The following is a 14,042-nucleotide window of genomic DNA, read 5'->3' as shown; positions in this document are numbered from 1 at the left end:
GTCAGGGCTCCTTTTTCGAGACAACCAGCGAGGCGGTGCCACTCACCAGGTGCCAGTGGGCCGCGGTCGCATGCAGGGCGAGAACATTGCCCGGCTCGATATCCAGGTCCACGAACTGGTCGGTGCCCTGCGCCGACTGCACGAAAACCGCCGGCATGTTGTTGCCGCTTGCGAACTGCATCCGGGTCACACCGCCCGAGATCCAGATCTTCTTGGGCATGAGAGCGGCGTCGCCGACGCCTGCGGTAAATTCGCCGGCCGATGCACTTGCTGCCGGCTGTGGCGTGCGAACGGGCGGCGTCGCGGCCGCCGGCGCGGCCGAAGCCGGGGCCGGGTGGGCGGTGGCCACAGGAATCTGCACGGGCGCAAGCTCCACCACGGGACTAGCGGATTTCGGGCTCCGGTTGATCGCGGCCCCGGGCTGCCCAGCGGTCGCGGGCTTGGCCACTGTCGCCGGGACCTGCGGGGTTGTGGCGCTCGCCAACAACGGTGGCAGGGGCTGGGCCGGGGCTTGACCTGCAATTGGGCTTGTGCCGAGGCCGGTTCCAGTGGGAGCCAGCGCAGCATCGGTCGCCGTCGTCGGCGCCTGTGCTGGAACCGTGGCCGGGATCTGCGCGAGCGGACGGTCCTCCAGGCGCGGCGCTGCGGGCCGGGCTCCGATCACGACGCGCTCCACACGCGTGGAGATCGTGCCCGTTTGAAGTGGGATCGCGGCCTTGCCGTAGGCCTCGTTGTGCAGCGCGAGCACCGTCTTGCCCGAGCGCAGATACCAAAGCGCCGAGGTCTGGTGCAGCACCATGGTGCGCGCTCCCGCCATGTGGAAGTTCGCGACCGTTTCCTGACCGTCGGCCGTGACCCGGTATACGGTCGGTAGATCTGTGTCGGGTGCGAACTGCAGCCACGTCTGGCGTCCGTCGTCCCAGGCGTGAATTGGCGCGAGCACGCGATCGCCGCTCATGGTGTAACCCTGCCAGTTCATCGGCGCACCGGCCTTGGCCAGATCTTCGGATACTGTTTCGCGCTGCTGCGCGGCGTGATTCGCCGCCGCCTCGCTCTCCGGGTAGCGCATGACCAGCTTGAAGAGGGCCTTGGCGCGGTCCTCGTAGTAATTTACTTTGAACTGGTAGCTGCGCCGGTTCGTCAGAACAAGCAGGTTGGTGTCCGCCTGCTCGGCGATCGGCTTGAAGAACAGGTAATTGTCCTTCGTCGTGAAGCTGTACGCCTTGGAATCGCCGTAGACGTGGTAGACATACTTTTCACCGGGTTCCAGCTCGATCATCGTGGCCACGCCCAGCACCGCGTCGAGCTGGATGACGTTTTCCGGGTTATAGGTGGCATACCGCACCCGGGAATCCGCTTTGTACGAGCGCGGCACATCGAGTGCCCATGCGTTGTTGCCAACCGGCGCAAGGGCGCTTGCGAGCGCCAGCGCCAGCACATACTGCCGCAGATTTTTCATCGTTCCATTTCCCGATGAGCATGAGCCTCGCGCTGGTGCGCGCCAAGGCTGTGGTTTAGCTGCGCGCCGTGCTGCGCGACCTCACGCTGATGAGTGACCAGGCCGACCGTGCCGTGGGGGTAGCGCACATCGGCGACGTCGCCCACGGCGCGCAGCTCGTTGCGCACTCGGCGGTGACTTTGGGTGTCTTCCTGTATTACGTGATCGGACCCCACGAATAAGACGCGTCCGCGATATGAGGCACCCGGCTCGGCACGCTTCCCGGCCGCGACTTCGGCCTGGTGTTCTTCACGGTGGATCATCGCGAGAATTCCCGTTCAAAGGTCAGGCCCAGATCCTTGTGCAGCGGGGTCTTGACCAGTTCCTGCTGTTGCTGATGCTCGGCGCTGCGCTCGCGCACCAGGCCCACGGCGTGCGGCCCGGAGAATGGGTAGCGGATGCTAACGTCGTCGTGCAGGCGGCCCGGATCGATGGTGAGGCTCGCGTGGCGATGCAAGACATAGTCGTTCTCGACCTTCTGCACGACGTAGTCGGGCGTGCGGCCCACGACCTTCCCGTCGTAGGACCGTCCCGAGGCCGGGCGGGTCACCACGGCATCCGCCTCGCCGTAGATTTGCACGGGTGGGCGTTCGTCGCGGGCCCGGCCCTCGAAATGGCGCTCGATCAGCGCGGCCGCCCTGAGCGTTACGGGCTTTGCCCCGGGCTGCTCGCGCAGGGTGAGCGGCACGTGGCTGTCAAAGAGGCGGTTGGCCAGGTACAGATCCTCGCGGGCGAGCCGGGCCAGGTCGCGCCGCAATGCGCTACCCTCCGGGCCGTACAGATCGTGGATGGCGCGCAATTCCTGCAGCTGGGCCGCGATTTTGTCGATCTCTGCTTTGTTCATCTGGAGCTCCTCATTGACGGGTGAGGTCGGCATCGACCTGGTATCGCACCACCTGAAAACCGAGCGGATTCAGCCGGGCGGCCATTTCCGACATCGGCGCGTTGACGTAGTGGTAGGCGATCGTGGCCACGAGGTTTTCGGCTGGCCGGCCGCCGGCGCCCACGGTGGATTTCTCAGTGCGCGAAAACCGCACGGTCGCGACGTAAGGCTTGTTCGAATTGCCGAAGGCGCCTTCGGTTGCGAACGTGATGGAGTGAACCTTCACGTCGATATAGGAGGACTGCCCCAGGCGATTGATGATGCTTTTGGGGTCATCCTGGTCATACTTCGCGTCGTACGTTTGCCTCGGGCCCGGCGCGGAGAGCAGCTGGCACGTGTCGTGTTTCACCTGGATGGTGTACCAGTCGTAGCCCTCGCAGGTCAGGATGTAGCGGTTGATGTCGTAGCGCGCCATGCGCTCGCCGTAATCCTGCTCGGAGATCCCAAGGCGGCTGACGTGTTCAACGGCGCCCGTGGCATCATTCACTCGCAACACATACATTTCGGGCGGGGCTTTCAGCGGGGTCAGGCCGGCGACCGCGATGACGGCCGCCAGGGAAACGGCTCCCGAAAATCCGGCCACATACCAGGCAAGTTTCTTCGATTGGCTGCGCTCGGCCTCTAGATCGCGTTCAAGTCCGCGATCACGTTCTGCGAGCTCGACAGCATCAGATAGGTTCATTGGTAGGCTCCAGGTTGCGGGGCTGTCGCGTTGACCGGCACGCGGGGACCGTCGGGGGGAATGGGCGCTTGCGGGGCCACGAACGCGCAGCCGCCCAGGGCGCTGGCCAAGGCCAGCGCCAAGAGGATCGACTTCATCGGAAATACTCCAGAGAAACTGATGGGAACTTCGTGCAGGGAGCCGGCCCGAGCTACCTGCGGAAGACGCCCCTGACCATGCGTGTCGGCGTCGCGATCTGCAGGCCGAAGCCGCCGGCAAGCGCGCTGGCGATGGTGGGCAGCTGCAGGAGCAAGTACACGCTCGCCCCAGCCACAAACAGATACGCGAACATGACGGCCATGAGCGGGGTACTCGATGCGTCCTTGAGCCAGCCGGCGGATGCCTGGATGAGCTCCAGGTTGATCCCCATGACAAGCGAGAACAGCAGCGTGAAGAGCACGCCCAGAAGGACGTAATTGATCAGCTGCGACACCCATCGAGAGAACAAATCCTTGGTGTGCTCGAAAAGAGTGGTCGAAATGAATATCGGACCGATCAATACGAGTAGCGTTAATGCGACCTTGACCGTGATCACGAGCAGAGCGCTGACAATCGATAGAAACGCGGCGCTGATAATGCAAATTAAACAGAAAATGGCGATGAGAAAGGAGGTCCCAGGTTTGCCTATAGTCATTTGCGACGTAGCCTGATTGACCGGAATCATGACGAGCTCGAGTACCTTTGAGATCGTGCCGGTGATCGGTTGTTCAGGCAAAATGGCTTGAGACAGAGCATCGGGAAGCCCGACGATGACCTTGGCGATGTCGGATGCGTAATAGGAGCCGGAAAAAATCAAGCTCGAGACTACCGAGATCTTCACGACCCGCCAAAAGAATTGTGTGACGGGCTGATCGACCATCCCGCGCATTACGGCCATGGCGTAGAGCATGAGCGAGATCGTAAGCATGAGGCCCACGGGCGCGTAAATAGCCTTTGCGACGGTGGAGATGGTGCCACCGAGGCCATTGACCAGCACCTGGTCGATGACGCCGAATAGCCACCCGTCGAGATTTGTGAGCTGTGGCGGTGGGATGTTCATAGGGGCCCTCGTGGTTACTGCGTGTCTGAGGCGTCACTGGTCGCGCCGTTGGGCCGCAGCGGGGCGGAAAACCAGCCGCTGTAGACGCGCTGCGCGCGGTGCTTCAAGAGGGTCTTCTCAGATTCGATCTCTTGGCGTCCGGCATCCAACCGTTGCTGCTCGACGGCGATGTTGGACTGCTCGATCTGGATGCGTGCCTGCAGCTCTGCGATCGCTTTCGGGTCCTGGGTGGCGTCGATCTGCTGCTGCAGCGCGTCGATTTGCGCCGCACGGCGGTTCAGGTTCTCGGCGCCCTGCTGGTTCAGAGCCTGCAGGCGCGCGTCGAGCTCTTCAGAGCGATCCCGCAGGTGAGCGGTTTCGACGGTCACGTCGTTGCCGACTGGTGCTCGGACCTGGGCCAGGATCGAATTGGTCGATGCGCCTAGGCCCGAGAGGTCCCCATCAAGCTGCCCGAGCAGCGAGCGCACGTTTGTGGGCAGCGAGGCGCGGATGCTCGGGTCGTTCATGATCATGCCCAGGCCTCGGCCGCCAGTCATGGATTCCATCTGCAACTTGGCCATGTCGAGCTGTGCCTTGGCGGTCTGGATCTGTTCGATGAACTTGGCGATCGCGCCGGCGTCCACCACCGGAATGCCTTGGGCGCGCGCGGCTGCGGAGAAGATGACGGCCACGCAGGCGCACAGGCCTGCCAACATCTTGAGGTGTTGCATGGAAAATCTCCAAAAATAGCTGACAAGGTCCGGACTGCTGGCACGGACGTGTCCAGGGCCCGGAGGTGGGCGGAATGCGCGCGCCGGGTGGCGCCTCGGAATGCAGGCGGCGGCTATGAGCCCTGCAGCGCTGATTTCGCCCGTGCGAGGTAGATGGGCAGCCAGTTGGCTGGGTCATCTCCGTACTCGGCGACCGCGCCTTCAGCGATGACGGCCAGGTCTTCGCTGCCGGAGAAGACCAGCAGCTCGTCCTCGCAGCCAGGCAGTCCAATGTCGACGATGGCCACGCTCGAGCCCTGCTTTACGACCATTTGCCGGGACTGTTCGCCCAGGGACTTGATGAGCTCGAACTCCGAGCGCGTCACGCCCATCTGCGAGTATTCCTCCCATTTCGCGGTGGGATTTGGCAGAAAGCACTTGGTGGCCGACTGGTCTATCAGGGAGATGCCGGCCGGCACAGCGAGTAGCGCGGCAATCTCCTGCGTCGCGAACACGAGCACGCCGTTCTTTTTCCGTATCGTGCGGCTGTCATCCTGCAGTGAATTCGCGAAGTGTTCGTCGCCGAGCGGATGTTGGCACTCATCGATCACCTTGATGAGCCGCCGGCCGTTCGTCAAAGCTGCGATCCGGTGCTCGAGCAGCAGCGTCGCAGCGCTGCGCGCGATTGGGTCGTCCAGGTATTCGGTCAGATCGAACCCGAGGATGATCTGGTCGTGGCTCGCCTCGTCGCCAAGGTCCAGTGTGTCCTCCTGACCGTCAAACAGCCATCCGTACTCGCCACCCTCGCACCACGGCAGCAGCCGTTCGTGCACGCTGGTACGCCCCGGCTCTGTGGATAGAGGCAACAGCGTGATCAAGTTCGAGAGCCGGCGATCACCACGGTCCATGGCCATGAGTCCGCGCAGCGCCTGGTTGATCAGCTTCATGTCTGCGGTGGTGACGGGCTCTCCCCGGGAGGCCGCAAGGTGCGCAATGAGCCGGCGCATGAAAGCGAGGTTGCGAGGCGTCTGCGGCAGCTGCAGGGGCGCCCAACCGGTAGATTCGCCCAGGCGCAGGACGAAATACCTGCCGCCCATCGCCATGATGGTGACTTGCATCCCCCGGTCCTTGTCGTAGACCATGAGCGATGCGTCAAACTTCATGGCGAGGGTGGTCAAGACCCCCATGAGCACCGTCTTGCCGGTTCCGGTCTTGCCCAGGATCGCCGTGTTGCCGGGCCGCCGCTTGCCGGTTTCATCAACCTCGTCGAGCGAGGCGTGGAAGTTGAAAAAGTACGGTGCTCCGGTCCGGGTCTTGAACATCGCCACAGCCGGCCCCCAGGGGTTGCCCGCTGGCTTGCCCGAGAGTTGGTTGTGAAAACTATTCAGATCCAGGAAGTTTTCGCTGGACAACATCTCGGGACGCTGTCGCCAGCTCCAGTTTCCCGGCATCTGCGACCAGAACGCGGCCTCGAGCGCCATGCTCAGCGCTCGCGCCTGGCAGCCGCAATCCGCGAAGATCGCCTGCGCCTTGCCAAGCGCCGCGAGGACCTCGTCGGCGCCAGCGCCCAGGATCTGCAGGGTCGCCTGGTGGTCACCGATGCCGATCCGGCCCGCCGTGATGTCGTCGAGCGCCGTACTCAGTTGCTTGATCTGCGACTGCGAGTAGTCGTTAGAGTCCGCGAGTAGCTTGCGCTGCCGCTCAGCGAGCGTGAGCGCCTCGGCCTTGGTGAACGTCCCCCACGACTGAGCGAGCGTGAATTCGAACGGTGCTGAGAGGAGGGCGTCCAGATGGCCAGGCCGCACCTTTTCCGGCAGATCGCGGATCTCCAACATGCCGAATGTGCGCGTGTGGTCGACGTGGCGCAGTTCGCCCAGTTCACCCCAGCGCGAGAAAATCGGCCGTGCCGAGGGCAGGTTTTCCGCGATGCGACCGCGCGTGATGGGCATCGGGGTGTGTTCCCCGTTCAGGATCATCCCGAGGAACTCCTGTATCTCCGAATACGCGACGCCGTCGCGCTCCACGATCCCGAGGATCTCCGGATCGTAGCGAGCAAGGGAGGCCTTGAGGGCGCGTACCGCGGATTCCAGCCGCTCGATGAGTTCCTTCTGCCAGGCGTCGATCTGTGAGCGCGTCGCCTTTTCGATTTTTGCGAGTTTGCCCAGCAGCGCGTCATCCTCCGGGCGAACAAGCACCGAGAGGTATAGCGTGTTCACCATGAGCCCCTTTTCGTCGAACTGGGACTCGTACCGATCCGCGAAGCGCTGCGCGAATGGCTGCCGGTAGTGACCGTGCGGGTAATCGTAGACGCGGCGGCGGACCAGGTGGGTGTAGTAGTGGGTTGAGCCGAAGCGCTGGCCAGCGAGCGTGGTGTGCAACGCGTCGTTCCACTGGCGCTGCTCCTCGATAGGCGCGGCGTCCCAGGAGCGACCGCCCAGCGAGATCGTGCTCATGTACTCAAGTTCGCCGCACGAGATGATGTGCGGCGTTACGTGGTGGGAATAGCGCAGGTATTGGGCAACGCTGCGCTCACGAAGTTTCAATGCCGATGACATCAGCACCTCTATGTTATGAACGGCGCCGCCACGGGCGGTGCCGCGAGTAGGTCAGTGGCGTGTACGACGATCCCTGCCAGACCGCCTTGTTGCCGTTCGAGACGCGCGTCCTGATTCCGAGCCACAAGATGTGGAAGGCCCGCTCATCGTGCTTCGTGATCATCCAAAGGATGGGCCAAATCGCGCCAAGCAGCACCCACCACACGAGTCCGCCCACCAGCACGGCGAACCAAGTCAGGACCAGAGCGACGATCGCGGGCATGAGCGGCACGCCCATGAGCATCACCGACCTGCGCATGCCTTTGAAGACGCAGCTGTAGTTGGGGTCGGGTCGTTCCTGCTCGGTGCTCCGAGGAAGGTGATCCATGGTGCGGCCTATTTACTGGTGGATCGCCAGTGCGACGATCTCCGCCACCATGGAGATCAAAATCAGGCCCAGAAACCAACGCACCGCGATCTCTTTGTGCAGCACGTTGTTCATATACAGCACGAAGATGACGAGGCCGCCAATGACCGCCACGATCGGGACGATCACATAGAGCTGGCTCTTGATCTGTGTGAGCATCGACGTGGTGTCTGAAAGGCCCCCGCCCAACTGCGCCGATGCGACGCCGGAAGCAAGGGTGCCGGCGGCGCCGACCAGCGCACGGCCGGCTCTGAGCCCCGGATGGTGGCGTTGTGCGAGGGATTTCAGAATTTGCAAAATCGACATGTGCGATCTCCAAGGAAGACGTGGACCGACCAGATCAACGGGCGGGCCGCGTTGTAGAAATGTGGGGGGCTGACCGCCGGCGGCTGCTAGCGATCGTGGGGTGTGGCTTACCGGGTAATGTGGGCTGGCACGCCGGAGACGCTCGGCAGGCCAATGTGCTGCGTGCGCTCTTGCTTGGGGTCGACGAACCCGTCAGGCCGATTCTGGCTCTCAAATCCGTCCGGAATCGAATCGCTCGAAAAGCCGTCCTGGATGCCTAGCGCGACGCCTGCGGCGCCAGGTGCCACAGCTCGCGCTGCGCCGGTGGTCGTGGCACCGAGCCCCGGAAGCGGAGTGGGCAGAGGTGGCAGCGCCGCCACGCTAGGTGCTGAATCGCCACGAATGGCGGGGACAGGGACATTGGCCTGCGCGTAGACGCCCTGCACGTAGCCGTTGGCCACACCTCCCCGGAAATTTCCGGTGTTGTAGCAAGATAGGCCAGCCACCAGCGCCTGGGCACCCGGCCCAAGGCGCGCGGCGGCCCGTTCGTAGCAGTCCGTGAGGACTACCTGGGCGGCGCGCAGGTTGGTGCAGGGGTCGAACACGTTCTCCGCGTTCAACCCGAGCCACTTCCAGTTGCTCGAATTGATCTGCCCCCAACCTGCGTCGATGTTTTCGCCTCGACGAAGGGCGGCCTGCGCGAGCGCTGTGGCCTGGGCACGGTCTGCGGGCTCGAGCGTTCTGCCGCCTTTACCGTTGATGCGGATCGCGTAAGGGTTTCCGTGTGACTCCGCCTGCACCAGCGCCTGCATTGTCGTGACATGCACTTGCGGTGCGCAAGCCATGGCAAGCGCCGCGAATTCAGCCAACATGACTGTCCTCCGAGGCGGCCTCCGCGAGAGCGCTGGCCACCCGCGCCTTGTGGTAATTGACCAGGCATTCGGCGACCGCAATCATGCTGTGGTCGGGCAGGCTGAGGTACATCCGCCGGAGCCGCTCCCCCTGGACGTACCGCAGCGCGGGATCCGTGAGCAGTGCCATGCAGCGCTGCGACTCGGCAAGCAGCATCTCCGCGTCGTGCAGCGCGTCCACGGGGTCGCGGCGCAGATCCTCTCGGACGTACCGCGTATAGGCTCCGGAAAGCATGGCCGCTTCGTACTCGGCCGCGGACACGACCGTGCTAGGCAGCGATGCGCTGCCGTGATCAGAACAATGGTTCATAGGTCTCTCGTAATAGCGGCGGCCGAATCAATGGCCACCTGGCATCGACATCGAGCCGAAGGCGTCGCGAGGGTCGTTCCAAGTGAACTGCCACCCGTTCGTGAACGCACCCCCGTGGCTTGCGAGCCACGCACCGTACGCTGCCGAATAATCTTCTGCCTTCACCCACTTCCCGCCGTGGAGAGGGTCCCCCACATATTTCACTGCCAGCTCATAAGTCCAGGCGTGTTCGGTGTAGGTCACGCAGTAGCTGGGCAGCGTGTTCGGCGAAACCGTTTGGATGGGGTGAACTTCGTAGACGGGGCCCCCATCGTCCCCACCGCCCGAATACCCCAGGAGGCGCCAGCGGTATGAGGTGCGCGCGTATGCCTGGTTCAAGTATTCCGGATCGCATTTCCCAGCCCCCTGCGAGATCGCATTGATGCGATCGGCCATGCCGTCGGCCGAGGCCGACGGGCACATCTGCAGGAAGGCGCGGCGAGCGTCCACAGTCGCTCCCCAGTCCAGGCCGTGGTGATTGAAGATCTGTATGCCGAAATATCGCTCCAGGGCTGGCGCGCATTCGCCGGGCTGAAGGCCTGAGGACAAACACAGGATCGCCTCACAGGCGAGGCGTGTGTCGCCCGTGAGCAGGTCGGTACCTGGCGCACTCTGCGCGCAGGCCGTGCTGCTGACGGCGGCGATGAGGGCCGCAACGCAGGTGCGGCGAAGAAAAGACGAATGCATGGTTTCTCCACGTTTTTGATGGGTCGAGACACGCTCGGCGCGGGCCGCTACCCTTTCCAAAATCGAATCCAGCCGCCGTCCACATGGACGAAGTGCCGATTCGGGTACCAGCCAATGCCGCCGCCCCGCAGATACAGACCCAGCTTCGAGAGGTATGACGTAGGCACGCCGTCGATCAGGAAATCGACCGCGTTGTCGTGCATGTGCTGGCTGTCTTTCGCCGCGCCCTCGGTCGCGCGGTTGGTTGCCGGCGTCCGCTTGCCGGATGTCGCGATGATGAGGCGGTCCTGGCCATACGCCCTGAACCAGCCCTGCGTGCCGGCCAGAATGTCCAGCACGCGTAGCGTCATCTGGCCCGCCACGCCCGCCTGCACGTCGCGCAGCACATGGCAAATCCGTTCGTAGCCGGGACGCACGATGCGGCCGTCTGCCCAGTAGGTCTCGCGGACGGTCTCGCCCGTCTGTGCACGCTTGATGTGGAGATATCTGGGCTGCTCCCAGAACCCTTGGGCGAAGAGCACGTGGGGAAACATGGTTGCGGCAGCAACCAGGCCGCTCGCGTTCAGCAGGAACCGACGCCGGCCGGGGCTCGTGATGAGCGGGAGATTTTTCATGTCGGGGCCCTCAGATGACATAGACCAGTGACCCATCGGGAATGCCGGCGGGCAGGGTGTATCCGAGACCTCCTGCATAGGAGGGGCTTATCAGCCTGCCCCCCTGCACGATTCCTATATTGGCCCCGGGTAGGTCGTCCTTCGAGAAGACCGCGTCTGTCGGCGGGACGCCAGGGTCGCCTCGCACGATCACGAACGCTCTATGGCCATCGGCCAACACCTGAATCCTCTCGGGAATCTGAAACCACGTGGACCGAAACGGCTCCAGCATCTGCGTAGTGATCTCCCCGGCTGCTCCGGGGTGGGTGGTCATGTACTGCGAAACCATCGTCGCAACGATACGAATCGTCGCGCCTGTGACGGCCTCTTGGCTTTTCTCGACAGCGGCTTGGGCCTGGCCGTCGCCCCTCGCGGATACTCCAGCCATGATCAACAGCGCAGAGAGCGCAAACACGAGAAAAGGCATAAGAAGTCCATGAAAAACTTGAAACGGCTCGGCGACGGACTAGAACACTACCGTCTGAATGTTTCGATATTGAAGAAGGGCTATGAGCAGGAGCGCTATCGAATAAAGCGGCTCCAGCGATCAGGTCTGGCGAGTCGCTTTGTGCACGAAGTCACCAGCGTGGACATCGCGCGGTACCGCGACGACCGTCTGAGGGATCTGAACCAGAAGACGGGGAAGCCGATTTCGCCGGCCACCGTCATCTTGGAGATGTCGCTGTTGTCGAATTTCTTCGATCTGGCCCGTATCGAGTGGGGCTATACGGAAGCGGCAAACCCCTGCAGAGACGTTCGTAGGCCCAAGTTGCCGCGGGGGCGGGACCGCAGGTTCTCGCCGCGCGAAGATCGCCAGATCATGCGGTATGCCTATGCGTACCCGAACCGGGACCTGCACACGATCGTCACCCTCGCGCTCGGCACAGCGATGCGTCAGGGCGAAATACTTTCTCTGTGCTGGGAAGATATCAACACGCGATACCGTGTGGCACATCTGCCCGAGACCAAAAACGGAACCGCACAAGACGTTCCGCTCTCGGCGAAGGTCTACGACGCCCTCATGCGGATGGGTGCAAAGCCCCAAGGCAGGGTGTTCAGCTACAACGCCCATGGTCTGAAATCCGTCTGGCGCGTGATGATGGGCAGGTTGGGTATTACAGACCTGCATTTCCACGACCTGCGCCATGAAGCGATCTCGCGGCTATTCGAGCTCGGCACGCTCGACATCATGGAGATAGCAGCGATCTCCGGCCATAAATCACTGGCGATGCTCAAGCGATATACTCACCTGCGCGCAGCGCGGCTCGTCCACAAGCTCGACGGCCCCAGAGCGAAGAGCAGCCTCGCGATTCTGCGCAACCTGGTTCCGTACCCGGGTATAGTCACGACCGAACCGGAACAAATCCGCATCCACTTCCCAGATTTCGAGTCTCAAGTCGTGGCGGGGCAGGGGGCAACGCTGCAAGCTGCTGTTGAGGCCGCGCGGAATGCGCTGCTGCAGACCCTCGTAGGATCGCTGCGGTTCAATCAGAAGATCCCGCAACCAGATCAGTACCTGACGCTGTATCCGGCCGCTCAGGTCCTCATGGTGAATCCTATTGCGCAGGCGGCGTGACACTTTATTTTTGAAGCGGTAGCAGCCCATTGGTCGATATGCGCAACGAGGAGCATAGCGAGTGTGGCGCCAAGGCTATTGCTTCCAAAGTCCAGATCAAGAATTTGGACCTACCCGACCAAGGGGACAACGCGCCGTGGCGTTCACGAGATATAGAGCGCGGCGAGCCGCGAGGCAGGGTCCTTGCCGGCCCTAACATGGCTTTGCCAATCCGGAGTGTGGAAGGGAAACAGCGGCGGTCTGGGCTATGGCCAGACCTGGCAGAGGCCTCCGCGATCGTTTGGGACTACGTACGTAAACGACACTCAGCAGCCGATAATGGTTGTCGTCAGGGCGGGTGGAATCAGTAACGATACGGCGTACGCTGCAGCCAATGTCGGCGGCGTTTCTATCGTCGTGTGCACTGACAATTCGACCTACACCCCGGACTGCACCGGCAGTTTCGTAGTTCCCGTCGGAAGCACATATACAATCACTAGCAATGCGTACCAGTACGGGTGAGCCGAGTTGCGCCGGGCACCTTAGCTAGCCGCCCCTCAGTGGTGTGGGCTGAGATGGCTCTCAGTGGCCGGAGCCGCAATCAAAGAGTGCTCTGGAGTAGACGTACCCGCTGGAAAAACCGAATACTAGGTAGTTTCCGCATGGTCCGCCGCTCGTAACGGATATGACCGGGCCGTAGGGCCCAACCGAAGGCCCTGGCGGACCCTGCGGTCCTTGAGGCCCCGGGGGACCCGCGTAGCCGTCGAAATTTATCTGGGACAACCACTTGCCAACTGACCTGACGTAGGCGTCATTGATGTTGAGGCTCCCTGTAGCTGATTGGCCCGCAGCATTCAAGGATCCGGCACCATCCATCGTCACGACCGACCAATCATCATGTCGTGTCTGGAGCCTCCCCGTCATTGTGTCGCCGCTGCTTCTCACCGATCGCGCCCACACTCCGGATTGGCAAGAAAGTAGCATGCCGTTGGCGGTGCGGCCGATCGCCCCATTGGTCAAGAGCAGGCTGCTCGGGTCCCCTGCGACGGAGTAGCAGGGCCCGTTCTCGACGGCGATTGTGCCGCTGCCCATCTGCAGATACGTGCCCATCGTGTTCAACTCGGGCTTACCAGGCACCTGCTTGCGGTACAGGTAGTCGTTCACCGCCATGCCGTCCAGGAAGAACAGCGCGCTGGCCACGTGCCCCGGAGATCCGCTCGCTGCGAAGTCCGCGACCGGCCGCGTCCAGACGCCCTGCGTGCCGCACAAGACGTTCGTCGCGACCTTCGTGGTCCCGCAGTAGCCGCCAGCGGCCACCGTGTAGCCGCCCTCGGCGCCGATTGCGCGCGCGACCTGGCGGGCCAGCCTATCGGCCAGCGACGTCCCTCCCTCGCCGATGACGAGGGCCTCGATCTGATCGGTCCCGGTTCCCCGCCGCAGACGCAGCATGGGAACCTGCCCCCAGGGGTTCGTCGCCGCGATCGTCGTCGGGATGAATCCTTCGGACTGCAGCGTCGCGAACGATACCTTTTGCGTGGCCCCGGCGGCGGGCATCGCCGCCAGGAGATCGGCGTAGTGAGCGGCCACATAGTCTTGTGCAGCTTTTTCCACACGCCTGTGGTACACGCCGGCGATCTCCGCCATGCGCTCGTCATTGGATTGGGACGTCCGGTTGAGCTGGACAACGCCGAAAGCGATGAATATCGACAACACGGCTATGGCTTCAAACACGAAGCTGCCCCGCGCGAAGCGATGACGCGACAACCTGCTGGCAGCCGCGCGGCGTTGAAAACTAAGCATGAAATGCTCTC

Annotated in this window: 17 protein-coding genes; 1 reads left to right on the top strand and 16 read right to left on the bottom strand. The window is 63.0% G+C overall.

What is annotated here, in order from left to right:
• Position 1: 1 nt before the first annotated feature.
• The 15 genes from ACVCMJ_RS09545 to pilM form a co-directional block, all read right to left on the bottom strand.
• Complete coding sequence (locus ACVCMJ_RS09545) at positions 2–1,459, bottom strand: TrbG/VirB9 family P-type conjugative transfer protein (protein WP_447081182.1); 1,458 nt, start codon at positions 1,457–1,459, stop codon at positions 2–4.
• Positions 1,456–1,761, bottom strand: coding sequence for a hypothetical protein (locus ACVCMJ_RS09540; RefSeq protein ID WP_447081181.1), 306 nt, complete (start codon positions 1,759–1,761; stop codon positions 1,456–1,458). The genes ACVCMJ_RS09545 and ACVCMJ_RS09540 overlap by 4 nt, the downstream gene beginning before the upstream one ends.
• Positions 1,758–2,342 (bottom strand): KfrB domain-containing protein, encoded by a 585-nt coding sequence (locus ACVCMJ_RS09535; protein ID WP_447081180.1) that lies wholly within the window; start codon positions 2,340–2,342, stop codon positions 1,758–1,760. Before ACVCMJ_RS09535 ends, ACVCMJ_RS09540 begins: the two co-directional genes overlap by 4 nt.
• A gap of 10 nt (positions 2,343–2,352) precedes the next feature.
• Entirely contained in the window at positions 2,353–3,063 is a 711-nt protein-coding gene (locus tag ACVCMJ_RS09530; RefSeq protein WP_447081179.1) for a virB8 family protein, read from the bottom strand.
• Positions 3,060–3,200 carry a conjugal transfer protein gene (locus ACVCMJ_RS09525; RefSeq protein WP_447081178.1) on the bottom strand — a complete coding sequence of 47 codons (141 nt, stop codon included), beginning with the start codon at positions 3,198–3,200 and terminating at the stop codon, positions 3,060–3,062. Before ACVCMJ_RS09525 ends, ACVCMJ_RS09530 begins: the two co-directional genes overlap by 4 nt.
• A gap of 53 nt (positions 3,201–3,253) precedes the next feature.
• A complete protein-coding gene (locus tag ACVCMJ_RS09520; protein WP_447081177.1) occupies positions 3,254–4,141 on the bottom strand; it encodes a type IV secretion system protein in 888 nt (295 codons plus the stop codon).
• Between the two features lie 14 nt (positions 4,142–4,155).
• Positions 4,156–4,851, bottom strand: a complete 696-nt coding sequence (locus tag ACVCMJ_RS09515) for a type IV secretion system protein (protein WP_447081176.1) — start codon at positions 4,849–4,851, stop codon at positions 4,156–4,158.
• 113 nt (positions 4,852–4,964) lie between these two features.
• A complete protein-coding gene (locus tag ACVCMJ_RS09510) occupies positions 4,965–7,385 on the bottom strand; it encodes a VirB4 family type IV secretion/conjugal transfer ATPase (protein WP_447081175.1) in 2,421 nt (806 codons plus the stop codon).
• Positions 7,386–7,398: 13 nt separating this feature from the next.
• Entirely contained in the window at positions 7,399–7,752 is a 354-nt protein-coding gene (locus tag ACVCMJ_RS09505) for a type IV secretion system protein VirB3 (protein WP_447081174.1), read from the bottom strand.
• A gap of 12 nt (positions 7,753–7,764) precedes the next feature.
• Positions 7,765–8,097: a TrbC/VirB2 family protein gene (locus ACVCMJ_RS09500; protein WP_447081173.1), complete on the bottom strand. Its 333-nt coding sequence runs from the start codon at positions 8,095–8,097 to the stop codon at positions 7,765–7,767.
• Between the two features lie 107 nt (positions 8,098–8,204).
• The gene (locus tag ACVCMJ_RS09495) at positions 8,205–8,948 is read right to left on the bottom strand and encodes a lytic transglycosylase domain-containing protein (RefSeq protein WP_447081172.1); all 744 of its coding nucleotides are present in this window, start codon (positions 8,946–8,948) and stop codon (positions 8,205–8,207) included.
• Positions 8,938–9,297 carry a hypothetical protein gene (locus ACVCMJ_RS09490; RefSeq protein ID WP_447081171.1) on the bottom strand — a complete coding sequence of 120 codons (360 nt, stop codon included), beginning with the start codon at positions 9,295–9,297 and terminating at the stop codon, positions 8,938–8,940. Before ACVCMJ_RS09490 ends, ACVCMJ_RS09495 begins: the two co-directional genes overlap by 11 nt.
• 27 nt (positions 9,298–9,324) lie before the next feature.
• Positions 9,325–10,023, bottom strand: coding sequence for a TrbM/KikA/MpfK family conjugal transfer protein (locus ACVCMJ_RS09485; protein WP_447081170.1), 699 nt, complete (start codon positions 10,021–10,023; stop codon positions 9,325–9,327).
• Between the two features lie 47 nt (positions 10,024–10,070).
• Positions 10,071–10,637, bottom strand: a complete 567-nt coding sequence (locus ACVCMJ_RS09480; RefSeq protein ID WP_447081169.1) for a YcbK family protein — start codon at positions 10,635–10,637, stop codon at positions 10,071–10,073.
• A 10-nt stretch (positions 10,638–10,647) separates the two neighbouring features.
• Complete coding sequence (pilM, locus tag ACVCMJ_RS09475) at positions 10,648–11,103, bottom strand: type IV pilus biogenesis protein PilM (protein WP_447081168.1); 456 nt, start codon at positions 11,101–11,103, stop codon at positions 10,648–10,650.
• A 9-nt stretch (positions 11,104–11,112) separates the two neighbouring features.
• Between pilM and ACVCMJ_RS09470 the strand changes: the two genes are divergently transcribed.
• Entirely contained in the window at positions 11,113–12,252 is a 1,140-nt protein-coding gene (locus ACVCMJ_RS09470; RefSeq protein WP_447081167.1) for a tyrosine-type recombinase/integrase, read from the top strand.
• 561 nt (positions 12,253–12,813) lie between these two features.
• Here ACVCMJ_RS09470 and pilV read toward each other — a convergent pair.
• A complete protein-coding gene (pilV, locus tag ACVCMJ_RS09465; protein ID WP_447081166.1) occupies positions 12,814–14,031 on the bottom strand; it encodes a shufflon system plasmid conjugative transfer pilus tip adhesin PilV in 1,218 nt (405 codons plus the stop codon).
• Positions 14,032–14,042 lie beyond the last annotated feature (11 nt).

Source organism: Castellaniella sp. UC4447_H14, assembly GCF_052978285.1.
Note: the sequence above shows the minus strand (reverse complement) of the source record. Positions and strands in the feature narration are given on the sequence as shown.